The 24525-nt window shown below is 72.7% G+C and carries 20 protein-coding genes; 12 read left to right on the plus strand and 8 right to left on the minus strand.

Going from position 1 to position 24525, the window contains the following annotated elements:
• Positions 1-109: 109 nt before the first annotated feature.
• The 8 genes from OHT52_RS24010 (at position 110) to lgt (ending at position 6546) form a co-directional block, all read left to right on the plus strand.
• On the plus strand, positions 110-361 hold the full coding sequence (locus OHT52_RS24010; RefSeq protein ID WP_328722242.1) for an HGxxPAAW family protein: 252 nt from the start codon (positions 110-112) through the stop codon (positions 359-361).
• A gap of 129 nt (positions 362-490) precedes the next feature.
• Positions 491-1030, plus strand: coding sequence for a DUF2752 domain-containing protein (locus tag OHT52_RS24015; protein WP_328722243.1), 540 nt, complete (start codon positions 491-493; stop codon positions 1028-1030).
• 117 nt (positions 1031-1147) lie between these two features.
• Positions 1148-1957, plus strand: coding sequence for an indole-3-glycerol phosphate synthase TrpC (gene trpC, locus OHT52_RS24020; RefSeq protein ID WP_328722245.1), 810 nt, complete (start codon positions 1148-1150; stop codon positions 1955-1957).
• Between the two features lie 9 nt (positions 1958-1966).
• A complete protein-coding gene (gene trpM / locus OHT52_RS24025; protein WP_328722246.1) occupies positions 1967-2263 on the plus strand; it encodes a tryptophan biosynthesis modulator TrpM in 297 nt (98 codons plus the stop codon).
• 143 nt (positions 2264-2406) lie between these two features.
• Positions 2407-3693 carry a tryptophan synthase subunit beta gene (trpB, locus tag OHT52_RS24030; protein ID WP_328722247.1) on the plus strand — a complete coding sequence of 429 codons (1287 nt, stop codon included), beginning with the start codon at positions 2407-2409 and terminating at the stop codon, positions 3691-3693.
• Positions 3690-4529, plus strand: coding sequence for a tryptophan synthase subunit alpha (trpA, locus tag OHT52_RS24035; RefSeq protein WP_328722248.1), 840 nt, complete (start codon positions 3690-3692; stop codon positions 4527-4529). Before trpB ends, trpA begins: the two co-directional genes overlap by 4 nt.
• Before the next feature lie 75 nt (positions 4530-4604).
• Entirely contained in the window at positions 4605-5423 is an 819-nt protein-coding gene (locus OHT52_RS24040; protein WP_328722249.1) for a DsbA family protein, read from the plus strand.
• A gap of 100 nt (positions 5424-5523) precedes the next feature.
• Positions 5524-6546, plus strand: a complete 1023-nt coding sequence (gene lgt, locus OHT52_RS24045; protein ID WP_328722250.1) for a prolipoprotein diacylglyceryl transferase — start codon at positions 5524-5526, stop codon at positions 6544-6546.
• Between the two features lie 68 nt (positions 6547-6614).
• Here lgt and OHT52_RS24050 read toward each other — a convergent pair whose 3' ends face one another.
• The 7 genes from OHT52_RS24050 to OHT52_RS24080 form a co-directional block, all read right to left on the minus strand.
• Positions 6615-7457: an HpcH/HpaI aldolase/citrate lyase family protein gene (locus OHT52_RS24050; protein ID WP_328723876.1), complete on the minus strand. Its 843-nt coding sequence runs from the start codon at positions 7455-7457 to the stop codon at positions 6615-6617.
• Positions 7458-7540: 83 nt separating this feature from the next.
• Complete coding sequence (locus OHT52_RS24055; protein ID WP_328722251.1) at positions 7541-8752, minus strand: CaiB/BaiF CoA transferase family protein; 1212 nt, start codon at positions 8750-8752, stop codon at positions 7541-7543.
• Positions 8749-9633, minus strand: a complete 885-nt coding sequence (gene rbsK / locus OHT52_RS24060) for a ribokinase (protein ID WP_328722252.1) — start codon at positions 9631-9633, stop codon at positions 8749-8751. The genes OHT52_RS24055 and rbsK overlap by 4 nt, the downstream gene beginning before the upstream one ends.
• On the minus strand, positions 9630-11015 hold the full coding sequence (locus OHT52_RS24065; RefSeq protein WP_328722253.1) for an ADP-ribosylglycohydrolase family protein: 1386 nt from the start codon (positions 11013-11015) through the stop codon (positions 9630-9632). The genes rbsK and OHT52_RS24065 overlap by 4 nt, the downstream gene beginning before the upstream one ends.
• Positions 11012-12196: an ADP-ribosylglycohydrolase family protein gene (locus OHT52_RS24070; RefSeq protein ID WP_328722254.1), complete on the minus strand. Its 1185-nt coding sequence runs from the start codon at positions 12194-12196 to the stop codon at positions 11012-11014. The genes OHT52_RS24065 and OHT52_RS24070 overlap by 4 nt, the downstream gene beginning before the upstream one ends.
• On the minus strand, positions 12141-13430 hold the full coding sequence (locus tag OHT52_RS24075; RefSeq protein ID WP_328722255.1) for an ADP-ribosylglycohydrolase family protein: 1290 nt from the start codon (positions 13428-13430) through the stop codon (positions 12141-12143). Before OHT52_RS24075 ends, OHT52_RS24070 begins: the two co-directional genes overlap by 56 nt.
• Positions 13427-14563 carry an ADP-ribosylglycohydrolase family protein gene (locus tag OHT52_RS24080; RefSeq protein ID WP_328722256.1) on the minus strand — a complete coding sequence of 379 codons (1137 nt, stop codon included), beginning with the start codon at positions 14561-14563 and terminating at the stop codon, positions 13427-13429. The genes OHT52_RS24075 and OHT52_RS24080 overlap by 4 nt, the downstream gene beginning before the upstream one ends.
• A gap of 461 nt (positions 14564-15024) precedes the next feature.
• Here OHT52_RS24080 and OHT52_RS24085 point away from each other — a divergent pair, with 461 nt between their 5' ends.
• From OHT52_RS24085 to OHT52_RS24095, 3 genes are all read left to right on the plus strand, one after another.
• Positions 15025-15759: a VIT1/CCC1 transporter family protein gene (locus OHT52_RS24085; RefSeq protein ID WP_328722257.1), complete on the plus strand. Its 735-nt coding sequence runs from the start codon at positions 15025-15027 to the stop codon at positions 15757-15759.
• Positions 15760-16303: 544 nt separating this feature from the next.
• Entirely contained in the window at positions 16304-20863 is a 4560-nt protein-coding gene (gene gltB, locus OHT52_RS24090) for a glutamate synthase large subunit (protein ID WP_328722258.1), read from the plus strand.
• The gene (locus OHT52_RS24095; protein WP_328722259.1) at positions 20856-22316 is read left to right on the plus strand and encodes a glutamate synthase subunit beta; all 1461 of its coding nucleotides are present in this window, start codon (positions 20856-20858) and stop codon (positions 22314-22316) included. The genes gltB and OHT52_RS24095 overlap by 8 nt, the downstream gene beginning before the upstream one ends.
• 210 nt (positions 22317-22526) lie before the next feature.
• Here OHT52_RS24095 and OHT52_RS24100 read toward each other — a convergent pair whose 3' ends face one another.
• Positions 22527-23459 (minus strand): rhomboid family intramembrane serine protease, encoded by a 933-nt coding sequence (locus tag OHT52_RS24100; RefSeq protein WP_328722260.1) that lies wholly within the window; start codon positions 23457-23459, stop codon positions 22527-22529.
• A gap of 251 nt (positions 23460-23710) precedes the next feature.
• Here OHT52_RS24100 and OHT52_RS24105 point away from each other — a divergent pair, with 251 nt between their 5' ends.
• A complete protein-coding gene (locus OHT52_RS24105; RefSeq protein ID WP_328722261.1) occupies positions 23711-24481 on the plus strand; it encodes a vWA domain-containing protein in 771 nt (256 codons plus the stop codon).
• The last annotated feature ends 44 nt before the right edge of the window (positions 24482-24525 follow it).

Consider the following 24525-nt stretch of genomic DNA (forward strand, 5'->3'; position numbering starts at 1 on the left):
GATCACGTCCCGCCTCCGCGTACGGGACAATGGGGGCGGGCTTTTCCACCGTGAACCCCGGACACACCGCACACACCGCACACCGCGCAACACCAACGAGGAGCAACTCATGGCGGGCAGCAGCCACGGACACACCCCGGCCGCCTGGACCGGTGTCATCATCTCGTTCATCGGCTTCTGCGTCGCAGGCGTCTTCATGGTCGCGGCCAACCCGGCCGGATTCTGGGCCGGTATCGCCGTGACCCTCGTGGGCGCCCTCGTGGGGCTGGCGATGAAGATGGCCGGACTCGGCATGCCGAAGGAGAGCCCGGAGTACGCCGCCGCCCGCGCGCGTGCCGGCGAGGCCCAGCTCGGCCACTGACGTACGCGGGGAACAGGGGCCCGTCCGCACGGGCACCGGCCCCCGCCCCGTCGGACGCGACCACGCGACACGCGAGGCGCAGCCCCCGAGGGGCTGCGCCTTTCCGCGTACCGGGGGCACAATCGGCGGGTGGACGCCTCGCCCCTCCCCGCCGCGACCCCGCCCCCGGACGCCGGGGCCCCCGCCGGTCCCGCGCAGGCCGGCCCGTACCCGCCGGACACGTACGCGGGCCCTGCGGCTCACGCCGCCCCGCACGAACCGCCGCGCCCGGCGCCCGGCGTGCGGCGGTTCGCGGCCCCGGCCGGGGCCCTGGCTGCCGTCGTCGGTGCGTTCGGGTACGTCGCCGCGGTCGACCCGGGCGAACCCGGCCACTACCCGGTCTGCCCGCTCTTCCGCCTGACCGGCCTGCTCTGCCCCGGCTGCGGCGGACTGCGCAGCGCCCACGCCTTCGCCCACGGCGACTTCGTCACAGCCCTCGGCGACAACGCCCTCGCCGTCACCGGCTACGTCCTCTTCGCCGCGCTCTGGTCGCTCTGGCTCGTACGGACCGCCCGCCGCAGAACCCTTCGGCTGAGCGTCCCGCCCCGCTGGTGGTGGGGGATCGGCGCGGCGCTGGTGGCCTTCAGCGTCGTGCGGAACCTGCCCGTCGGCGCCGCGCTGGCACCCTGAGCGACCACCTGCTGGGACATGGAGCGGCCGGATGCGGACCCATCGCTCCGCTGCGGATACCATCGAGACGGCTGATCCTGTTCCATCATTCGTTCGTTCCGGAAGGGGGCCGCTCGCGTGAGTGTGCTCGACGAGATCATTGACGGCGTCCGTGCGGACCTTGCGGAGCGGCAGGCGCGCGTCAGCCTCGACGAGCTCAAGGAACGCGCCGCGCGCGCTCCCCGGGCCAAGGACGGAGTCGCCGCACTGCGCGGCGAGGGCGTCAACGTCATCTGCGAGGTCAAGCGCTCCAGCCCTTCCAAGGGCGCCCTGGCCGCCATCGCCGACCCGGCCGCGCTCGCCGCGGACTACGAGGCCGGCGGCGCGTCGGTCATCTCCGTCCTCACCGAGCAGCGCCGTTTCGGCGGCTCGCTCGCGGACCTGGAGGCGGTCCGCGCCAAGGTCGACATCCCGGTCCTGCGCAAGGACTTCATCGTCACCTCGTACCAGCTGTGGGAAGCCCGCGCCTACGGCGCCGACCTCGCCCTGCTGATCGTCGCGGCCCTCGACCAGGAGGCCCTCGTCTCCCTGATCGAGCGGGCCGAGTCCATCGGCCTCACCCCGCTCGTCGAGGCCCACGACGAGGAGGAGGCCGAGCGCGCGGTCGCCGCCGGCGCCCGCATCATCGGCGTCAACGCCCGCAACCTCAAGGACCTCAAGGTCGACCGCACCACCTTCGACCGGGTCGCGCCGGAGATCCCCGACCACATCGTCAAGGTCGCCGAATCCGGCGTCCGGGGCCCGCACGACCTGATCGCCTACGCCAACGCCGGTGCGGACGCCGTGCTCGTCGGCGAGTCGCTCGTCACCGGCCGCGACCCGCGCGCCGCCGTGGCCGACCTGGTCGCCGCCGGCACCCACCCCGCGCTCCGGCACGGACGGGGCTGACCCACCGCCATGACCGTCTCCGTGCGCCAGGGGCCTTCGCGCTCCGCACCGTCCACCCCGCAGGGCACCCGCCCCGCCGGGCGGCCGGTGCGTGAGCCGCGCGCACCCCTGGCGCACGGTGGCGGCCGGCCCCCGCTCCTCCCGCTCGACCACCCGACGCCCCGGCGCTGCGCCCCGCCGTTCTGGCACCGGGGCTGCCGCGCGCCCGCCCGCCGGGTGCACGGCCGCCGGGTCCGCTACGTCATCGGCGACGAGCCGGGACAGGTCAACGGCATGCGATGGCGCGCGGCCCGAGCGCCGCACTGAACGAAGGCTTCCGCGTCCCGCGCACCCGAGGGTCGGTGCGCCGACCCGGCATCCGCCCGACCCGGTCCGGTCGCGGCGGTCCTCCGCTCCGCCCCGGCGCATACGGTGAACCCACCCGTTGCCATCTCCAGGAGCCACGTCGGATGTCCTCTGACTTCTTCATTCCGGACCCCGAGGGTCTGATCCCCAGCGCCGAAGGCTATTTCGGCGCCTACGGCGGCAAGTTCATCCCGGAGGCGCTCGTCGCCGCCGTGGACGAGGTCGCCGTCGAGTACGACAAGGCGAAGGCCGACCCGGCCTTCGCCGCCGAGCTCAACGAGCTCATGGTCAACTACACGGGCCGCCCCAGCGCCCTGACCGAGGTCTCCCGCTTCGCCGAGCACGCGGGCGGCGCGCGCGTCTTCCTCAAGCGCGAGGACCTCAACCACACCGGCTCGCACAAGATCAACAACGTGCTGGGTCAGGCGCTCCTCACCAAGCGCATGGGCAAGACCCGGGTCATCGCCGAGACCGGAGCCGGTCAGCACGGCGTCGCCACCGCGACCGCCTGCGCGCTCTTCGGCCTGGAGTGCACCATCTACATGGGTGAGATCGACACCGAGCGCCAGGCGCTCAACGTCGCCCGCATGCGGATGCTCGGTGCCGAGGTCGTCGCGGTGAAGTCCGGCTCCCGCACCCTCAAGGACGCCATCAACGAGGCGTTCCGCGACTGGGTCGCCAACGTGGACCGCACCCACTACCTCTTCGGTACGGTCGCGGGACCGCACCCCTTCCCCGCCATGGTCCGGGACTTCCACCGGGTCATCGGGGTGGAGGCCCGCCGCCAGATCCTGGAACGCGCCGGCCGGCTGCCGGACGCCGCCATCGCCTGTGTCGGCGGCGGCTCCAACGCCATCGGCCTCTTCCACGCCTTCATCCCGGACGCCTCCGTCCGCCTCATCGGCTGCGAGCCCGCCGGGCACGGCGTCGAGACCGGCGAGCACGCGGCGACCCTCACCGCGGGCGAGCCCGGCATCCTGCACGGCTCGCGCAGCTACGTCCTCCAGGACGACGAAGGCCAGATCACCGAGCCGTACTCCATCTCGGCCGGCCTGGACTACCCGGGCATCGGCCCGGAGCACTCGTACCTCAAGGACGTCGGCCGCGCCGAATACGTCGCGGTGACGGACGCCGCCGCGATGTCGGCCCTGCGCCTGCTCTCGCGGACCGAGGGCATCATCCCGGCCATCGAGAGCGCGCACGCGCTGGCCGGCGCCCTGGAGATCGGCAAGGAGCTGGGCGAGGACGGCCTGATCGTCATCAACCTCTCCGGGCGCGGCGACAAGGACATGGACACCGCGGCCCGCTACTTCGGGCTGTACGAGGCCGACGCGGCCGTCGAGGCGGACACGGCCGGCCACGGCGCGGAGATCGAGGGGGACGTCAAGTGAGCGGCAACACCGGCAACACCGGACACACCGGCAATATCGCACTGCTGGACACCACCCTCGCCGCCGCGAAGGCCGAGGACCGCGCGGCCCTCGTCGCCTACCTTCCGGCGGGCTTCCCGACCGTGGACGGCGGCATCGAGGCGATCAAGGCGGTCGTGGCCGGCGGCGCCGACGTAGTCGAGGTGGGCCTGCCGCACAGCGACCCGGTGCTCGACGGACCGGTCATCCAGACCGCCGACGACATCGCGCTGCGCGGCGGCGTCCGGATCGCCGACGTGATGCGCACGGTCCGCGAGGCGTACGAGGCGACCGGCGCCCCGATCCTCGTGATGACCTACTGGAACCCCATCGACCGCTACGGCATCGAGCGGTTCACCGCCGAACTGGCCGCGGCGGGCGGCGCCGGCTGCATCCTGCCCGACCTGCCGGTCCAGGAGTCGGGGGTGTGGCGCGAGAACGCCGAGAAGCACGGCCTCGCCACCGTCTTCGTCGTCGCCCCCAGCAGCCGCGACGAGCGCCTCGCCACCATCACGGCGGCCGGCTCCGGGTTCGTCTACGCCGCCTCCCTCATGGGCGTCACCGGCACCCGCGCGTCCGTCGGCGACCAGGCCCAGAACCTGGTGGCCCGCACCCGCGCCACCACGTCTCTCCCGGTCTGCGTCGGCCTCGGCGTCTCCAACGCGGCGCAAGCCGCCGAGGTCGCCGGGTTCGCGGACGGCGTCATCGTCGGATCGGCCTTCGTCAAGGCCATCCTGGACGCGCCCGACCCCGCCGCGGGCACGGCCGCGGTGAAGGCGCTCGCGGGCGAACTCGCCGAAGGTGTTCGAAAGCGCTGACGTGTGGTGTCACCCGTACGGGTGGAGTGGGACCGGGGAGGCACGCGAGTGCCTCCCCGGTTCGTTGCTGCGGGTGTGAGCGAGAACCATGAAGGAAGAAGGGCCGCGCGTGACCGGCTCGTCCAGCAGCGTGAGCGGGAGAAGGCGCGCGAGCGCCGCCGCCGCACCCTGATCGTCGCCGGTGCCGTGATCGGGGTGCTGGCGCTGGCCGCCGTGATCGGCCTGATCGCGGCCAACGCCGGGGACGACGACGACAGCACCGCAGCCCCCGTCGTCGCCCCGTCCGGCGCCACCGGGAAGGACGACCTCGCCATCCCGGTGGGAGCGAGCGACGCCCCGTCCACGCTCACGATCTGGGAGGACTTCCGCTGCCCGGTCTGCGCCCAGTTCGAGAACGCGTTCCGCTCGACCATCGCGGAGCTCACCAAGAGCGGACAGCTGCGGGTGGAGTACCACCTGGCCACGATCATCGACGGCAACATGGGGGGCACCGGCTCGGTGCGCGCCGCGAACGCCGCGGCCTGCGCCCAGGACGCCGGCAAGTTCGAGGCGTACCACGATGTCCTCTACACCAACCAGCCCGCCGAGACCGATGACGCCTTCGGCAAGGACAGCACCCTGATCGACCTGTCCAAGAAGGTCCCCGGCCTCGACACCCCGACCTTCCGCAGCTGTGTGGAGGACGGCAAGCACAACGCCTGGGTCGCGAAGTCCAACACGGCGTTCAGCGAGGGCGGCTTCCAGGGCACCCCGACCGCACTGCTGAACGGCGAACCCATCTTCCCGAAGAAGGGCGACGAGCAGATCTCGGTCGCCAACCTCAAGAAGTGGGTGGAAGAGGCCAACAAGGGCAAGCAGGCCGGCACTCTCACTCCGACGCCCGCGGCCTCCTGATCACGGTGGCGCGGCGGACGGTGGATTCCATCCCTGTTACCCAGACGTTGCCGGGTGACGTGCCGTCCGCACGGCCCGGCAGGGTAGCGTCGGTTCCGTCATGAACCTTGCCTTCATTCCCAGCCCGTCGACCGGCGTGATCGATCTCGGACCGATCCCGCTCCGCGGCTACGCGTTCTGCATCATCATCGGTGTCTTCGTCGCCGTCTGGTTCGGCAACAGGCGCTGGATCGCCCGGGGCGGCAGCGCCGGCACCGTGGCCGACATCGCCGTCTGGGCGGTGCCCTTCGGCCTCGTGGGCGGCCGTCTCTACCACGTCATCACCGACTACGAGCTGTACTTCGGTGACGGCCAGAACTGGGTGGACGCCTTCAAGGTGTGGGAGGGCGGCCTCGGTATCTGGGGCGCCATCTCCCTCGGCGCGGTCGGCGCCTGGATCGGCTGCCGCCGCCGGGGCATCCCGCTGCCCGCCTGGGCCGACGCCCTCGCCCCCGGTATCGCCTTCGCCCAGGCCATCGGGCGCTGGGGCAACTGGTTCAACCAGGAGCTCTACGGCCGCAAGACCGACCTGCCGTGGGGCCTGAAGATCAGTGAGGCCCCGAACCGGGTCGCCGGCATCTACCACCCGACGTTCCTCTACGAGTCGCTCTGGTGCGTCGGCGTCGCCATGCTGGTCATCTGGGCGGACCGCCGCTTCCGTCTCGGACACGGCCGGGCCTTCGCCCTGTACGTCGCCGCGTACTGCACCGGCCGGGCCTGGATCGAGTACATGCGGGTCGACGAGGCCCACCACGTGCTCGGCCTGCGGCTGAACGTGTGGACCGCGATCATCGTCTTCGCCCTGGCCGTCACCTACCTGGTGGTCTCGGCCAAGGTGCGTCCCGGCCGCGAGGAGATCGTGGAACCCCGGGCGGCGGACGAGGACGGCGACGCGGACGCGGGAACCGGAGCCGGCACCGACGCGGAGCCGGACGCGAAGGCCGACGGTACGACCGACGCGACCAAGGCCGACCTGGTGAAGGCCGACGCGACGGAGGCGGACAGGGCGGACGAGCCTGTCGTGACCGACGCCGCGGACGAGCCGGAGACCGACGGCGCCGCCCGTACCGCCGGTACGAGCTGAGCCCCCCGGACACCACGAGGCCGCCGCACCCCCACCGGGTGCGGCGGCCTTCCTCGTGTCCGGGCCCGTCAGCCGACCGGCGCCCCCGCCCCGGCCCCCGCCGCCCCGGCCGTCCGCCGCCCGAGGGCCAGAGTGCGGTGCGCGGCGGCGGCGACCGCCGCGTCCACGAACCGGCCGTCCGGCAGCGCCAGCGCGCCCGCGTCCGTACGGGCCGCCGCCGCGATCTCCTCGGCGGCCTCCAGCTCCTGGTCGGTCGGCCGGAAGGCCCGCTCGATCACCGGCAGCTGGCGCGGGTGGATCGCCGCCCGCCCCAGCATCCCCAGCGCCCGCCCCCGGCCGCACGAGGCCCAGAGCCCGTCCAGGTCGCGCACGTCGGGGAAGACCGACTGTGTCGGCGGCTCCAGCCCGGCCGCCCGCGCCGCCACCACGATCCGGCTGCGCGACCAGTCGAGCCCCACGTCGTCCCGCACACCCAGATCGGCCCGGAGGTCCGACTCCCCGAGCGCGATGCCCCGCACGTCGTGGTGGGCCGAGGCGATCGAGTAGGCGTGCTCGATCGCGAGCGCCGATTCGAGCAGCGGATAGAGCGGAACGCCCGGCGCGAGCGCCGCCACGTGGTGCACCGACGCCGCGTGCGTGACCTTGGGGAGCCGTATGCCCGAGAGCCCCGGCAGCCCCGCGAGCGCCCGCACGTCGTCCTCCCCGTGCACCCGCACATGGACCGGTACGGCGTCCTCGGCGCAGGTCACCGGATCGGTGAGCAGCTCGGCGGTCGCGGAACGGGCGTACTCCTTGCGACCCGGGGCGACCGCGTCCTCCAGGTCCACGATCACCACGTCCGCCCCCGCGCCCAGCGCCTTGAGCACCACCTCCGGCCGGTCCCCGGGAACGTACAGCCAGGTCAGGGGCACCGGAGTCGTGTCGTACGCGCCGTACGAGGAGGTGCCGCCCGGTGCGAGGGACGCGGCGGGGCGCGGGCGCGCCTCGGCCGCCGTCACAGCGCCCCCTCGGAGCGCAGCGCCTCGATCCGCTCGCCGGACAGGCCCAGCTCGTGGAGGATCTCCTCGGTGTCGGCCCCGTGCGGGCGGCCCGCCCATCGGATGGAGCCCGGTGTCTCCGAGAGCCGGAAGAGGACGTTCTGCATCCGCAGCGGCCCCAGCTCCGGGTCGTCCACCTCGGTGACGCTGTCCAGCGCCCGGTACTGCGGGTCCTCCATCACGTCCCGCACGTCGTAGATCGGGGCGATGGCCGCTTCCGCCTTCTCGAACTCGGCGAGCGCGTCGTCCCGGGTGTGCCGGGCGATCCACGACCCGACCGCGCCGTCCAGTTCGTCCGCGTGCTCCGCCCGGGTCGCGCCCGTCGCGAACCACGGCTCGTCGATCAGCTCGGGGCGCCCGACCAGCCGCATGACCCGCTCGGCGATCGACTGCGCCGAGGTCGAGACGGCGACCCACTGGCCGTCCGAGGTGCGGTAGGTGTTGCGCGGGGCGTTGTTGCGCGAGCGGTTGCCGGTGCGCTGCTGGACGTGGCCGAGTTGGTCGAACCAGAGCGGCTGCGGCCCCAGCACCGTCAGGATGGGCTCGATGATCGCCATGTCGACCACCTGCCCCCGGCCGGTGCGGTCGCGCCCGGCGAGCGCGGCCATCACGGCGTACGCGGTGGCGAGCGCCGCGATCGAGTCGGCGAGGCCGAACGGCGGCAGCGTCGGCGGGCCCTCCGGCTCCCCGGTGATCGACGCGAAACCGCTCATCGCCTCGGCGAGCGTCCCGAACCCGGGCCGGTGCGAGTAGGGGCCGAACTGCCCGAAGGCCGTCACCCGGGCCAGTACCAGCCGGGGGTTGACCGCCTCCAGTTCCTCCCAGCCGAGTCCCCAGCGCTCCAGGGTGCCGGGCCGGAAGTTCTCGACGATCACATCGCTCTCGGCGGCCAGCCGCAGCAGCACCTCGCGCCCGCCGGGGCTGGACAGGTCCAGGGTGAGGTTGCGCTTGTTGCGGCCCAGCAGCTTCCACCAGAGACCGACCCCGTCCTTCGCGGGGCCGTGGCCGCGCGAAGGGTCGGGTTTGCGCGGATGTTCGACCTTGATCACCTCGGCGCCGAAGTCACCGAGCATGGTCGCCGCGAGCGGACCGGCGAAGAGGGTCGCGAGATCGAGGACCCGCAGGCCCGACAGAGGAGTGGGGGTGGGGGTGGTGCCGGAAACGGTCATGAGGCATCGATCTCGCTTCGGTAGGGCATGGAGGTGGACGCGCCCGGCTTCTGGACGCAGAGGGCGGCGGCCGAGGAAGCCCACGCGACCGCCTCGGCGACCGGCCGTCCCTCGCCCAGGGCCACGGCCAGCGTCCCGACGAAGGTGTCGCCCGCGCCGGTCGTGTCGACCGGGTTCACCTCGGGAGCGGGGAACGGCACGGGCTCGCCGCCCCGGGCCGCGTACAGGCAGCCCCGGGACCCCAGGGTGATGACGACCTCCGGCACCTTGCCGAGCAGGACGCGCGCGGCGGCGTACGGGTCCTCGTAACCGGTGAGCTGCGCCGCCTCGTGCTCGTTGGGGACCAGCAGGTCGACGTGGTCCAGGAGCTCGTCCGGCAGTGGCTGGACGGGCGCGGGGGTGAGGATGGTGCGTACGCCCCGGGCGTGCGCTGCCCGCGCCCCCTCGGCCACTGCGGACAACGGCAGCTCCAGCTGGAGCAGCAGCAGATCGGCCGAGGCCACCGCCTCCCGCTCGGCGGGCCCGAGCGCGGTGAGGGTGCCGTTCGCCCCGGGCACCACCACGATCGCGTTGGCCCCGGTGTCGTCGACCACGATGTGCGCCGTGCCGCTGGCGCCCTCGGCGGTGCGCACGAGCGCGGTGTCGATCCCCGCGCTCTCCAGGCCGCCCCGCAGCTGCGAGCCGTACGCGTCGGCGCCGACCGCGCCGACCATCGTGACCTCCCCGCCCGCCCGCGCGGCGGCGACCGCCTGATTGGCGCCCTTGCCGCCGGGCACGGTACGGAACTCCTTCCCCGCGACGGTCTCGCCGAGTGCCGGCGCCCGAGCGACATAGGCGACCAGATCCATGTTGATGCTGCCGAGCACCGTGATGCGGGTCATGGGGTCAGTGCCTCCTGATAGGTCTGTCCGGCGAGGGTGTCGAAGCCGGTGCCGTCGAATCCCGCCACCGTGGTGGCGAGCCGGTTCTTCAGCGGGGCGGTCCAGTGGCCGGGCAGCGCGTCCGGGCCGCCCGCCAGCAGCCCGGCGAGCGACCCGGCGGTCGCCCCGTTCGAGTCGGTGTCCCAGCCGCCCATCACGGCGTTGCCGACCGAGCGGGTGAAGTCGCCGTCGGCGTGGGTGAGGGCCGCGGCGAGCAGCGCCGCGTTGGGCAGTACGTGCACCCAGTGGTGGGTGGCGGCGTAGACCTCGTGCAGCCGGTCCACGACCGCGTCGAAGCCGCCCGCCGTCCGCCCCGCCCGTGCCGCCTCGGCCGTGTCGATGCCGAGGCGTACCGCGCGGGCGTACCGGGACCCGGGCGGCACCACGCGCAGACCTGCGGCCAGACACCCGTGCACGTCGCTCGCCCCGCCGGCCGCCTCGGCCAGCGCCGCCGCGGTGAACATCGCCCCGTACACGCCGTTCGCCATGTGGGTGAGGACGGCGTCCCGGTGCGCCTGCTCCGCCGCCGCGCCCGGATCGCCCGGGCAGGTCCAGCCGTGCACGTCCGCGCGGATCTGGGCGCCGATCCACTCCCGGAACGGGTTGCGGTACCGGGCCGTGCGCGGCGGCTCCACCCCGTCCAGGAGATTGCGGTAGGCGATCCGCTCGGCGGTGAAGACCCGGCCGGCAGGCAGCTCGTCCAGCCAGAGCCGCGCGAGGTCGGCGGTGGCGAAGCCGCGGCCGTGACGCCGGAGCAGCAGGAGGGTCAGCAGGGGAAAGTTGAGGTCGTCGTCCTCCGGCATCCCGTCGATGTTCTCCGCCAGCGAGGTGGGGGCGGAGCGGCGGTTCCAGGGGTACGCGCGGAGCAGCCCGTCCGGCACGCCCCGGGCGGTGAACCAGTCGGTGAGCGGCCAGTTGCCACTCGCCCGGCCGAGTGCGCGGATGCCTTCCAGCGGGAGCTTCTCCACCGGCTTGCCGAGCAGACAGCCCGCCGCCCGGCCCAGCCATCCGGCGTGCAGCCGGGCCAGGTCCGGTGCGGGACGGGCGGCCGGCGGGGCGGGCCACCGCGGGCAGAGCGCCCGTACGGCTGCCAGGTCGGTGGGTTCCTCCGCCGCCAACGGGCTCTCCAGCAGAGCGAGTTCGTCGAGCAACCGCTCGGCGAGGGTGCGCAGCCGGGGTGGTGCGGGCACCGCCGAGGCCCCGGCCCGCTCCGGCGCGGGCGGGCCCCCGGCCGTGTACCACCGCGCCGCGATCTCCGAGGCGTCCCGGCCGTCCTGCTCGGCCTGGCGCAGTTCGTGCCCGATCAGGTCCTCGGGCTGGACCCAGGTCAGCCGTACGTTCACCGCTCACCCGCCAGTACCGCGAAGGCCGCCTCGTGGGCGCGGCGACGGGCGGTGTCGGCGGCGAACACCTCGCGTGCCACCGCCGTCAGCGTGCGCGCCGGGGCGTGCAGGTCGAGCCGGCTCGCCTCGGCGACCGTCTTCGCCCACTCCTCGGGCACCGCCGCCTCCCCGTGGAGCGCGCCCACGATCGCCCCGCTCATGGTGGCGATCGAATCGCAGTCCCGGCCGTAGTTGACCGAACCCAGCACCGTACGGCGGTAGTCACCGCCACCGGCGAGCAGCATGCCGAGGGCGACGGGCAGTTCCTCGATGGAGTGCAGCCGCGACGGACGGCGGGCGCCGAGCGAGGGGGAGCGGTAGTCGGGGCCGACCGTGTCGAAGGGGGCCACCGCCTCCCGCAGCGGTACCAGCGCCGACTCGGGGTCGCCGTGCCGGGCCGCCTCCTCGCACACCGCCTCGATCGCCGCGCGGGTACCGTCCTTGGCGAGCGCCAGACACGCCTCCACCACCGAGACCGGCGTGGCGCCCGGCACGCAGGCCGCCGCGACGGCCGCCGCGAACACCCCGGCCGCCTCCCGGCCGTAACTGGACTGGTGCGGCGCGGCGACCTCCAGCGCCTCCGCGTACGCCGCCTCCGGATGCGCCGCGTTGACCAGCCCGACCGGCGCCATGTACATCGCGGCCCCGCAGTTGACGATGTTTCCGCTGCCCGCCTCGCGCGGATCGACGTGCCCGTAGTGCACCCGCGCCACGAGCCACTTCTCCGCGAGGAAGATCCGCTGGAGCGGCAGCGCCTCCGCCTCCAGCTCCGGAATCCAACGCGGGGTGGAGATCAGGTCCGGGACCAGGTGCGTGGCGACGGAGTACGCGTCCAGGTGGTCGCGGACCGCGTCGTACACCCGCACCAGCGCGTGGGTCATCAAGGTGTCGTCGGTGACGTGCCCATCGCCCTTGTGGTACGGGGCGATCGGGCGGGCGGTGCGCCAGTCGTCGCCGTACCAGGGGCCGACGATTCCGTGCACCCGCCCGCCGTGCCGCTCCGCGATCTGCTCGGAGGTCCAGCCCTCGACCGGCCCCCCGAGCGCGTCGCCGACGGCGGCACCGACGAGGGCTCCGCTCACACGTTCATCGAGGGAAAGCGTGTCCGATACGGGGTGTTGAGTACTCACTGTGGGGATCATGGCTGAATTGTCCACCCGTGGCGGCCTGTTCCGTGGCTGCGAGCAGCCCGGCGAGTTCGATCAGATCGGTGCCCGCGAGCCGGGGCAGTGCGCACCCGGCGAGCGTCCGGCACGCTTCCCGCCACCCGGACGGTACGGTCCGGATGCCGCCGAGCGCCCCGGTCAGCGCCCCGGCGAGCGCGGGCGCCGAGTCCGCGACCCGGGACAGACAGGCCGCGGCCGGGACCGCCTGGGCGATCTGGCCCCGCGCCGCGGTGGTCAGCGCGAGCGCCACCGGTACCGTCTCGGCGGCCGCGATCCCGTAGCTGTAGACGTGGTCCACGATCTGGTGCTCCAGCACCGGGACGAGCGAGAACGCCCCTGCGGGCTCGTCCGCGAACTCCCGTGCGAGGCGCACCGCGTGCACCGCGTTGCGCGCGATCTCGGTGCCCTCGGGCAGCTGCGCGAGCGCCGCGTCCACCACCGTTCTCACGTCCGCCCCGGCGAGCGCCTCGGCCACGGCGGCGGCGACGGCCCGCGCGCCGTGCACCCCGTCGCCGTCCTGCGTGTACCGGGCGTCGAACTCGGCGAGCGCCGCGGCGGCGGCCGGATCGCCCGGGTGCACCACCGCGAGCACCGCGGCCCGCACGCAGGCGGCGTCGTCGAAGTAGTGCGGGTTGTCGTGCCCGGTCGCCGGGGGCCGCAGCCCGGCCGCGAGGTTGCCGAGCCCCGCGCGCACCGAGATCCGGGCGCGCAGCGGCAGCACCGCCGCTTCCACCTCGGGCGCCCGCTCGCTGGCCGCCGCGACCTTGGCGGCCAGCGCGTTCCACGCGCGGTCGACCGCGTCCCGCATCCGGCGGGAGGGGGCGAGCCCGTGGGCCTCGTCGGCCGCCGCCGCGAGCACCGTACCCGCGGCGAACGCGGCCCACTCGGCGTCGTCCGAGGGGCCCAGCCGCAACGGCTCCGGCGGCTGGTTCAGCGCGATCGGCACCGGCAGCGTGGTCGTCGCGTTCTGCTCGGCGAAGGTGTCCAGCTCCCGGGTGAGCCGGCGGGTCCACTCGGGCATCCGGGCCGCCCGGTGCCGGGCGGCGGGCCAGCCGGCCGCGTCCCCGGCGGCGAGCCCCAGCAGCAGGCCCTCGATCCGCGCACGCCGGGTCGTCTCCGGCTCCTCCGTGCCGACGCGGCGGGCGCTGTCGGCGCTGTCGGCGCTTTCGGCGCTTTCGGGGAGCGCCCCGTCCGTGGCCGCCGCGGTCATCGGAGTGCCCCTTCCGCGTGCAGCAGAGCCACCGGCAGCGACTCGTCCACCGGCACGTCCACCGGCGCGTGTGCGGCCTCCCCCGCCTCCAGGCCCGGCGGCGGTGCCGCCCCCACATCCCCCACCGCCACCGGTGCGTCCGGTACGCCCGCCGGGTCGCCCGCGGTCAGCAACTCCGCGACGTCCAGCACGTGGTAGCCCCGCATCGACGGCAGGCAGCTGCCGCGCACCGGGCCGATCGCGGTGGCCCACTCCGGGGGGATCGCCGCCGCACCCTGCCAGGCCCCGGCCAGCGCGCCGGCCACCGCCGCCGTGGTGTCGGCGTCCCGCCCCATGTTGACCGCCATCAGGACGGCCGTGCGGAAGTCGCCGCGCGCGGACGTGAAGGCGCCGAACGCCAGGCCCACCGCCTCCGGCGCCAGGTCCGTCCACGGGTAGCCGCCGATCACCACCGCCGACCGCACCGCCCGCTCGGCCGTCAGCCGGTCCGGGTAGGCGCGCCCCGCCGCGGTCACCGCCCGGCGCAGGGAGCGCGCGGTCCACGAGTCCATCGGCACCACCGAGAGCGCCGCCGCGATCACGGAGGCGGGGCCCGCCCCGACCATCGCCGCCGCCACCCCGGCCGCGACCGCCTGGCCGCCGTAGATGCCCTCGCCGTCGTGACTGACCTGCCCGTCGATCGCCACCAGCCGGGCCGCCTCGGCGGGCCGCCCGGCCGCGAACACCCCGAACGGGGCCGCCCGCATCGCCAGCCCGTCGCTCCAGGCGTGCCGGTGCTGCGCGGAGATCGGCGCGGCCAGCCCCCGGCGGAGGTTCTCCAGGGTGCCGCGCTCGCTGAACCCGGCACCCCGGAAGGGCCCTTCGTCCAGATCGGCGATCCAGTGGTGCCAGGCCCGGTCCACGTCGGCGACGGTGAGCGCCGAACCGTGGCGGGCCAGCAGCAGCCCGGAGAAGATCGCGTACTCGGTGTCGTCCGTACCCGCCGGGTCCTCGCTGACGAAGCCCTCGATCCGGCCCCAGCGGGCGCGGATCTGTGACGGTCTCAGGTTCTCCGCCGGGGCACCCAGCGCGTCCCCGACGGCCAGCCCGAGCAGTGCGCCCCGGGCCCGGTCCTTGCCCGTGATCGGTTCCATCGAACGACCCTTCGTCCGTACACGATTTCCCCCTCTCCGATCTGTCCCACGCCCGGCGGGCGGGAAGGCTGACAACCGGAATAAAAGGGCCATGCGGATGAACCTAGACGAAACGGAGTGAGGAGCTGGACGGAGGAACGGGAAATCCCGGCGGGGCAAGGCTCCGTCTTTCTCAGTCCCACCCGAAAGGATGATGGGCGCCATCGGTGCGGCAGCCGGACGGGTGAACGGGGACGGACCCTCCCGAACGGTGCGCGCGAAGAATCCGCACGGTGCGCGCGAGGGCTCCGGAAGGTGCGCGGGAACCCCGAAAGGAAGGTGAGCCAAGCCTGTCCTGCCTGGTCAGAGCGGTGGTAAGTACGGCCTGCCTTGCTGGCGGCCGCCGAATTTCGTGCGTATTTTCGACGGTGCCGGGCGGTGGCGGAGGGGCTGCGGAACCGTCGGCGGATCTGGGGAGCACTGTGTCCATCATCGAGACCGACGCCGCACTGCACGAGGCGCACCGCGACAACCACACCCACCGGGACGTCAACGGTGGCTGGCTGCGCCCCGCCGTCTTCGGTGCCATGGACGGCCTGGTCTCGAACCTCGCGCTGATGACGGGTGTCGCGGGAGGCGACGTCTCGCACCGGACCATCGTCATCACGGGCCTGGCCGGCCTCGCGGCCGGAGCCTTCTCCATGGCGGCCGGCGAATACACCTCGGTCGCCTCCCAGCGGGAGCTGGTCGAAGCCGAACTCGACGTGGAACGACGCGAGTTGCGCAAGCATCCGTATGACGAGATGCGCGAGCTGGCGGACCTCTACGTCTCGCGGGGCGTCGAGCCGCAGCTGGCCGCCGAGGTCGCGCGGCAGCTGTCCGAGGACCCGGAGCAGGCCCTGGAGATCCACGCCCGCGAAGAGCTCGGCATCGATCCCGGTGACCTTCCGTCGCCGCTCGTCGCCGCCGGTTCCTCGTTCGCGGCCTTCGCGCTCGGTGCCCTGCTGCCGCTGCTGCCGTTCCTGCTCGGCGCGACCGCGCTCTGGCCCGCCGTCCTGCTCGCCCTCCTCGGCCTCTTCGGCTGCGGTGCGGTGGTGGCCCGGGTGACGGCCCGCAGCTGGTGGTTCAGCGGGCTGCGACAGCTGGCGCTGGGCGGCGGCGCCGCCGCGCTCACCTACGGCCTCGGGGGCGTCTTCGGGGTGGCGGTAGGCGGCTGACCCGCGATTCCGTCGGAATCCGGGGTCCGTGACCGACGGCGGGCCCGGAGGTGGCCCGCCAGACGGCCGGTCGCCGGCGGTTCTCCGGGCGCCCGGAATCGCCCAACGGGCCGCCGCCCCACCGGTGCGCGTCCGGTTCACTCGCACGGCCCGATTCATACGACGACCCGGAAAGCAACCCGCAACACCCCGGAAACGCGTGTGACGTACGTCCTGGTTTCCGCTACTGGGCGGAAGCGGCCCGCGCAACGTAAAATGAGAGCCTATGCACGACACCACATAAGTAATCGTTACTTCCTGGTTTCGATCGCATGGCCACCGGGCATGAGCCTCAGACACCGCAGGCAACGACGCCTGCGCTCTGCGGCTCCCCGGGCGTTGATCTCTCCGACGGCGACCCATCCCTCGCGATGCGACGTCCGCATGTTGGAACGGGCCTTCCGCTCAGCGAGAAGCGGCCCATCATGTAACCTGCACGAAATTTCGCAGAGGGCCAACGTCGTCCCTCGGCAATGCATATGCCACGACGACGACGGGAGAGCCGATGCGCATCCACGCCTGGTCGCCCATGGACGGTCGCCCCGCCCAGCAGGGGATGTACGACCCCCGTAACGAGCACGACGCCTGCGGCGTCGGGTTCGTCGCCACCCTGACCGGTGTGGCCAGCCACGCGCTGGTCGAGCAGGCGCTGACCGTACTGCGCAACCTCGAACACCGCGGCGCCACCGGCTCCGAGCCCGACTCCGGCGACGGCGCCGGCATCCTCCTCCAGGTCCCCGACGCCTTCCTCCGCGAAGAGACCGGCTTCGACCTCCCCGCAGCCGGCGCGTACGCCGTCGGCATCGCCTTCCTCCCCGCCGACGGCTCCACGGACGCCGTCGAGGAGATCGAGAAGATCGCCGGCGAAGAGGGCCTCGACGTCCTCGGCTGGCGAGAGGTCCCGGTCGCCCCCGGCCTCCTCGGCAAGGGCGCCCGCGCCACCATGCCCGAGTTCCGCCAGCTCTTCGTGGCCGACGGCACCAGCACCGGCATCGCCCTGGACCGCAAGGCCTTCGTCCTGCGCAAGCGTGCCGAGCGGGAGGCCGGTGTCTACTTCCCGTCGCTCTCCGCCCGCACCCTCGTCTACAAGGGCATGCTCACCACCGGGCAGCTGGAGCCGTTCTTCCCCGACCTGTCCGACCGCCGGTTCGCCACGGCCGTCGCACTCGTCCACTCCCGCTTCTCCACCAACACCTTCCCCAGCTGGCCGCTGGCACACCCGTACCGCTTCGTCGCCCACAACGGCGAGATCAACACGGTCAAGGGCAACCGCAACTGGATGAAGGCCCGCGAGTCGCAGCTCGCCTCCGGACTCTTCGGAGAGGCCGCGCTCGACCGCATCTTCCCCGTCTGCACCCCGGACGCCTCCGACTCCGCCTCCTTCGACGAGGTCCTGGAGCTGCTCCACCTCGGCGGACGCTCGCTGCCCCACTCGGTGCTGATGATGGTCCCCGAGGCGTGGGAGAACCACGACTCCATGGACCCGGCCCGCCGCGCGTTCTACCAGTACCACTCCACGATGATGGAGCCCTGGGACGGACCGGCCTGCGTCACCTTCACCGACGGCACCCAGGTCGGCGCGGTCCTCGACCGCAACGGACTGCGCCCCGGCCGCTACTGGGTCACCGACGAGGGCCTTGTCGTCCTCTCCTCCGAGGTCGGCGTCCTCGACATCGACCCCGCCAAGGTCGTCCGCAAGGGCCGCCTCCAGCCCGGCAAGATGTTCCTCGTCGACACCGCCGAGCACCGCATCATCGAGGACGACGAGATCAAGTCCGGCCTCGCGGGCGAGCAGCCCTACGAGGAGTGGCTGGAGACCGGCGAGATCGAACTCGGCGACCTCCCCGAGCGCGAGCACATCGTGCACACCCACGCCTCGGTCACCCGCCGCCAGCAGACCTTCGGCTACACCGAGGAAGAGCTCCGCGTCATCCTCGCCCCGATGGCCCGCACCGCCGGCGAACCGCTCGGCTCCATGGGTACCGACTCGCCCATCGCCGCGCTCTCCGCCCGGCCCCGGCTGCTCTTCGACTACTTCACCCAGCTCTTCGCCCAGGTCACCAACCCGCCGCTGGACGCCATCCGCGAGGAGCTCGTCACCTCGCTGCGCTCCTCGCTCGGCCCCCAGGGCAACATCCTGGAGCCGACCGCCGCGACGTGCCGCAGCGTCACGCTGCCCTTCCCGGTGATCGACAACGACGAGCTCGCCAAGCTGATACACATCAACGCCGACGGCGACATGCCGGGCATGAAGGCCGCCACCCTGGCCGGCCTCTACCGCGTCGGCGGCGGCGGCGACGCCCTCGCCGCCCGCATCGAGGCGATCTGTACCGAGGTCGACACCGCCATCGAGGACGGCGCCCGCCTCATCGTCCTCTCCGACCGGCACTCCGACGCCGAGCACGCGCCGATCCCGTCGCTGCTGCTCACCTCCGCCGTCCACCACCACCTCATCCGCACCAAGCAGCGCACCCAGGTGGGCCTGCTGGTCGAGGCCGGTGACGTGCGCGAGGTCCACCACGTCGCCCTGCTGATCGGTTACGGCGCCGCCGCCGTCAACCCGTACCTCGCCATGGAGTCCGTCGAGGACCTCGTCCGCGCCGGTACGTTCATCGAGGGCATCGAGGCCGAGCAGGCCATCCGCAACCTGATCTACGCCCTCGGCAAGGGCGTCCTCAAGGTCATGTCGAAGATGGGCATCTCCACCGTCGCCTCCTACCGCGGCGCCCAGGTCTTCGAGGCCGTCGGCCTCGACGAGGCCTTCGTCGCGACGTACTTCAACGGCACCGCCACCAAGATCGGCGGCGCCGGCCTCGACGTCGTCGCCAAGGAGGTCGCCGCCCGGCACACCAAGGCGTACCCCGCCTCCGGCATCGCGGCCTCGCACCGCGCGCTGGAGATCGGCGGCGAGTACCAGTGGCGCCGCGAAGGCGAGCCGCACCTGTTCGACCCGGAGACGGTCTTCCGCCTCCAGCACGCCACCCGCAACCGCCGGTACGACATCTTCAAGAAGTACACGGACCGGGTGAACGAGCAGTCCGAGCGGCTGATGACGCTCCGCGGCCTGTTCGGCTTCAAGTCCGACCGCGCCCCGATCTCCGTCGACGAGGTCGAATCCGTCGCCGACATCGTCCAGCGCTTCTCCACCGGCGCCATGTCGTACGGCTCGATCTCCCGCGAGGCGCACGAGACGCTCGCCATCGCGATGAACCAGCTCGGCGCCAAGTCCAACACCGGCGAGGGCGGCGAGGACTCCGACCGTCTGCACGACCCGGCACGCCGCTCGGCCATCAAGCAGGTCGCCTCCGGCCGCTTCGGCGTCACCAGCGAGTACCTCGTCCACGCCGACGACATCCAGATCAAGATGGCGCAGGGCGCCAAGCCCGGCGAGGGCGGCCAGCTGCCCGGCCACAAGGTCTACCCCTGGGTCGCCAAGACCCGGCACTCCACCCCGGGCGTCGGCCTCATCTCGCCGCCCCCGCACCACGACATCTACTCCATCGAGGACCTGGCTCAGCTGATCCACGACCTCAAGAACGCCAACCCGGCGGCCCGCATCCACGTGAAGCTGGTCTCCGAAGTCGGCGTCGGAACGGTCGCGGCCGGTGTGTCCAAGGCCCACGCGGACGTCGTCCTCATCTCCGGCCACGACGGCGGAACGGGCGCCTCCCCGCTCACCTCGCTCAAGCACGCGGGCGGCCCCTGGGAGCTCGGCCTCGCCGAGACCCAGCAGACGCTGCTCCTCAACGGCCTGCGCGACCGCATCGTCGTGCAGACCGACGGCCAGCTCAAGACCGGCCGCGACGTCGTCATCGCCGCACTGCTGGGAGCCGAGGAGTTCGGTTTCGCGACCGCCCCGCTCGTCGTCTCCGGCTGCGTCATGATGCGCGTCTGCCACCTCGACACCTGCCCGGTCGGCATCGCCACGCAGAACCCCGTGCTGCGCGACCGCTTCTCCGGCAAGGCCGAGTACGTCGTGAACTTCTTCCAGTTCATCGCCGAGGAAGTCCGCGAGATCCTCGCCGAGCTGGGCTTCCGCACGATCGAAGAGGCCGTCGGCCACGCCGAACTCCTCGACACCGACCGGGCGATCACCCACTGGAAGGCCCAGGGCCTCGACCTGGCGCCGCTGTTCCACGTGCCCGAGCTCCCCGAGGGCGCGGTCCGCCACCGGATCAACGAGCAGGACCACGGCCTCGCCAAGGCGCTCGACAACGAGCTGATCAAGCTCGCCGCCGACGCGCTCGGCGCCGACAGCGCGGAGGGCGCCCAGCCGGTCCGCGCCCAGGTCGCCATCCGCAACATCAACCGCACCGTCGGTACGATGCTCGGCCACGAGGTCACGAAGAAGTTCGGCGGTGCGGGCCTGCCCGAGAACACCATCGACATCACCTTCACCGGCTCGGCCGGCCAGTCCTTCGGCGCCTTCCTCCCGGCCGGTGTCACGCTGCGCCTGGAGGGCGACGCCAACGACTACGTCGGCAAGGGCCTCTCCGGCGGCCGCGTCGTGGTCCGTCCGGACCGCGGCGCCGACCACCTCGCCGAGTACTCCACCATCGCGGGCAACACCATCGGCTACGGCGCCACCGGCGGCGAGCTGTTCCTGCGGGGCCGTACCGGTGAACGCTTCTGCGTCCGCAACTCCGGGGCCACCGTCGTCTCCGAAGGCGTGGGCGACCACGGCTGCGAGTACATGACCGGCGGCCACGCGGTCGTCCTCGGCGAGACCGGCCGCAACTTCGCGGCCGGCATGTCCGGCGGTGTCGCGTACGTCGTCGACCTGGACCGCGACAACGTCAACCCCGGAAGCCGCAGCGCGGTCGAGGAACTCTCCGAGGCCGACGGTCAGTGGCTGCACGACGTCGTGCGCCGCCACCAGGAGGAGACCGGCTCGACCGTCGCCGAGAAGCTCCTCGCCGAGTGGGCCACGTCGGTGACCCGCTTCAGCAAGATCATCCCGTCCACCTACAAGGCAGTGCTCGCCGCCAAGGACGCCGCTGAGCTCGCCGGTCTCTCCGAGCAGGAGACCACCGAGAAGATGATGGAGGCGGCGACCAATGGCTGACCCCAAGGGCTTCCTGACCACCGGGCGCGAGGTCGCGAAGACCCGCCCCGTGGGAGAGCGCGTCAAGGACTGGAACGAGGTCTACGTTCCGGGCTCCCTGCTCCCCATCATCAGCAAGCAGGCCGGCCGCTGCATGGACTGCGGCATCCCGTTCTGCCACCAGGGCTGTCCGCTCGGAAACCTCATCCCCGAGTGGAACGACTACGCCTACCGCGAGGACTGGACCGCCGCGTCCGAGCGCCTGCACGCCACGAACAACTTCCCGGAGTTCACCGGGCGGCTGTGCCCGGCTCCCTGCGAGTCGGCGTGCGTGCTCGGCATCAACCAGCCGGCCGTCACCATCAAGAACGTCGAAGTCTCCATCATCGACAAGGCGTGGGACAGCGGCGACGTCACCCCGCAGCCGCCCGAGCGCCTCTCCGGCAAGACCGTCGCCGTCATCGGCTCCGGCCCCGCCGGACTGGCCGCCGCCCAGCAGCTGACCCGGGCCGGCCACACGGTCGTCGTCTACGAGCGCGCCGACCGCATCGGCGGCCTGCTGCGCTATGGCATCCCCGAGTTCAAGATGGAGAAGTCGCACATCAACCGCCGCATCGAGCAGATGCGCGCGGAGGGCACCAAGTTCCGCACCGAGGTGGAGATCGGCGCCGACATGCCGGCCGACGCGCTCCGCCGCCGCTACGACGCGGTCGTCGTCGCGGCCGGTGCCACGGTCTCCCGCGACCTGCCCGTCCCGGGCCGCGAACTGAACGGCGTCCACTTCGCGATGGAGTACCTGCCGCTCGCCAACAAGGTGCAGGAGGGCGACCTGACGGTCTCCCCGATCACCGCCGAGGGCAAGCACGTCGTGGTCATCGGCGGCGGCGACACCGGAGCCGACTGCGTGGGCACCGCCCACCGCCAGGGCGCGCTCTCCGTCACCCAGCTGGAGATCATGCCGCGGCCCGGCGAGGACCGGAACGCCAACCAGCCCTGGCCGACCTTCCCCATGCTCTACAAGGTCACCTCCGCGCACGAGGAGGGCGGCGAGCGGCTCTACTCCGTCTCCACCACCCACTTCGAGGGCGACGAGGACGGCAACGTCCAGGCGCTGCACCTCATCGAGGTGGAGTTCAAGGACGGCAAGCTGGAGCAGAAGGCCGGCACCGAGCGCGTCATCCCGGCCCAGCTCGTCACCCTCGCCATGGGCTTCACCGGCACCGACCAGGCCAACGGTCTCGTCGAGCAGTTCGGCCTCGGCCTCGACGAGCGCGGTAACATCGCCCGCGACGCCGAGTACGCGACCAACGTCGAAGGCGTCTTCGTCGCCGGTGACGCGGGCCGCGGCCAGTCGCTCATCGTGTGGGCCATCGCCGAGGGCCGCTCCGCGGCACGCGGGGTGGACCGCTTTCTGACCGGGACCAGCGCCCTGCCGGCCCCGATCCGCCCGACGGACCGTTCCCTGTTGGTCTGACCCCCGATCGCCGGAGCCGGCCGTGCTTTCACGGCCGGGCCCCGGAGCAGACGTCCCGTACAACGGCGTACGGAACTGAACGCGGCGCCTGCCTCGTCCCCGACCGGACTTGGGTGGGCGCCGTGGCGCGTCCGGGGCCGGCCCGCCGGAACACGGGAATGCCCGGCACGGAATCGACTCCGTGCCGGGCATTCCCGTGTTCCGCGGCTCTCAGCCGCCGGTCAGCGCGTTCGTCTTCCAGACCACCACGAGCACCAGCAGCACCACCAGCACCACGGCGGCGATGCTCTGGGCGAGGCCGTTGCGCAGCTTGGCCGGGGCGTACGCCAGGCCGTACATCACCAGGCCACCCGTGAGCAGGCCGCCGAGGTGGCCCTGCCAGGAGGTGAAGAAGGCGGAGAGCACCATCCACACCAGGAACCCGGCCATGAAGCGGTTCAGGGAGCCCACGTCGCGGCCCAGCCGCCGGCCGATGACGTAGAGCGCCGCCGCCAGGCCGAAGATCGCTCCGGAGGCGCCCACGGCGTTGGTGTCGGGTGCCAGTACGTACACCAGCACCGAACTGCCCACCGCGGAGAGCAGGTACAGCGCGACGTAGCGGACCTTGCCGAGCTGGGTCTCCACGTCCCGGCCGAGGTTCCAGAGCGCCAGCATGTTGAAGACCAGGTGCATCACGCCGATCGACGAGTCCGGCGGCAGGTGCAGGAACGCTCCGGTCAGCAGCCGGTACCACTCACCGCCGACCACGCCGGTCGTCTCGAAACCGGGCGGCGTCCAGCCGTCGTACACGTACAGGGAGCCTTGGGAGCCGGCGGGGCCGGTGAGCGCCGCCCCGAGCATCCCGAACCGGTCCAGGATCTCGGGCTTCACGACCTCGGCGACGTAGGCGAGGACGTTCAGCGCGATGAGCGCGTAGGTGACCAGCGGCTTCGTGCCGGACGGGACCCCGCCGCCGAAGAGGCTCCGGGCCTGGCGGACCGAGCGGTTGCCCTCCCGCACGCACTCCGGGCACTGGTGGCCCACCGCGGCTTCACGCATGCAGTCCGGGCATATCCGGCGGTCGCAGCGGGTGCAGCGGACATGCGTCTCGAACGACGGATGGCGGTAACAGGTGGGGGTGTCGGCGGGGGTGTCGGCCTCCATGACCGGCTCCTTCACTGGGCGAGGTGGTGCGCGGTGCCGAGGTGACGGCGGCGATCAAGATAGCGAACCCGGAATTCGGACCATATGCCCGGGTGCCGGATGGCAGCCTGGGACCGGCACCGGAGGGCCAACCCGCGTACCGGACATGCCCGGAGCGCGGGAGCGGCGTGGAGGAACGCGGTGCCCTGCGAGGCGCCTGCATCACCGGATCGGATCGAACGAGATCGGACCGGATCGGAACGGAGACAGTCATGATCGGATCACCCCCGGCATCACCGACACCCTCGACCTCGCCGGTCGCGGGCCCCGCCTTCTCGCTCGACAAGGTGGCGGCGCGCGCCCCCGGCCTCGTCAGCCTCTACAAGTCGGCCGGGGTCTCCCTGCGTAAACACGGGCTGGACGGCAGCAGGGCGGCGGTCTACCTGGTGCTCGACCACTCGGGCTCGATGAGGGACTACTACAAGGACGGCAGCGTCCAGGCCCTCGCCGACCAGGTCCTCGGCCTGTCGGCCCATCTCGACGACGACGGACGCGTTCCCGTCGTCTTCTTCTCCACCGACGTCGACGCCGTCACCGACATCGCGCTCGACAACCACGAGGGCCGCGTCGACGAGATCGTGGCGGGCCTCGGTCACATGGGCAGGACCAGCTACCACCTCGCGATGGACGCCGTCATCGACCACTACCTCGACAGCGGCTCCACCGCCCCCGCCCTCGTCGTCTTCCAGACGGACGGTGGCCCGATCAGCAAACCGGCCGCCGAACGGTACCTGTGCAAGGCGGCCCGGCTGCCGCTGTTCTGGCAGTTCGTCGGCTTCGGGAACACGCGCGACACCCAGTTCGACTTCCTGCGCAAGCTGGACGAACTCGCCGTCCCCGCCAAGCGCGTGGTCGACAACGCCGGCTACTTCCACGCCGGACCCGACCCGCGCACCGTGCCCGACGACCTGCTGTACGACCGGCTCGTGGCGGAGTTCCCGCTGTGGCTCGCGGCGGCCCGGGAGCGCGGCATCGTGAGGTGAGCGCGGCATCGTGAGGTGAGCGCGGCATCGTGGGGTGAGCCCGG

The organism is Streptomyces sp. NBC_00247, assembly GCF_036188265.1.
Classification (GTDB): domain Bacteria; phylum Actinomycetota; class Actinomycetes; order Streptomycetales; family Streptomycetaceae; genus Streptomyces.

Coding starts and splice junctions, on each gene's coding strand:
- OHT52_RS24010 (WP_328722242.1), top strand. CDS start 110: ATGGCGGGCAGCAGCCACGGACACACCCCGGCCGCCTGGACCGGTGTC.
- trpM (WP_328722246.1), top strand. CDS start 1,967: ATGACCGTCTCCGTGCGCCAGGGGCCTTCGCGCTCCGCACCGTCCACC.
- trpB (WP_328722247.1), top strand. CDS start 2,407: ATGTCCTCTGACTTCTTCATTCCGGACCCCGAGGGTCTGATCCCCAGC.
- lgt (WP_328722250.1), top strand. CDS start 5,524: ATGAACCTTGCCTTCATTCCCAGCCCGTCGACCGGCGTGATCGATCTC.
- OHT52_RS24055 (WP_328722251.1), bottom strand. CDS start 8,752: ATGACCGTTTCCGGCACCACCCCCACCCCCACTCCTCTGTCGGGCCTG.
- rbsK (WP_328722252.1), bottom strand. CDS start 9,633: ATGACCCGCATCACGGTGCTCGGCAGCATCAACATGGATCTGGTCGCC.
- OHT52_RS24070 (WP_328722254.1), bottom strand. CDS start 12,196: ATGATCCCCACAGTGAGTACTCAACACCCCGTATCGGACACGCTTTCC.
- OHT52_RS24075 (WP_328722255.1), bottom strand. CDS start 13,430: ATGACCGCGGCGGCCACGGACGGGGCGCTCCCCGAAAGCGCCGAAAGC.
- OHT52_RS24080 (WP_328722256.1), bottom strand. CDS start 14,563: ATGGAACCGATCACGGGCAAGGACCGGGCCCGGGGCGCACTGCTCGGG.
- gltB (WP_328722258.1), top strand. CDS start 16,304: ATGCGCATCCACGCCTGGTCGCCCATGGACGGTCGCCCCGCCCAGCAG.
- OHT52_RS24095 (WP_328722259.1), top strand. CDS start 20,856: ATGGCTGACCCCAAGGGCTTCCTGACCACCGGGCGCGAGGTCGCGAAG.
- OHT52_RS24100 (WP_328722260.1), bottom strand. CDS start 23,459: ATGGAGGCCGACACCCCCGCCGACACCCCCACCTGTTACCGCCATCCG.
- OHT52_RS24105 (WP_328722261.1), top strand. CDS start 23,711: ATGATCGGATCACCCCCGGCATCACCGACACCCTCGACCTCGCCGGTC.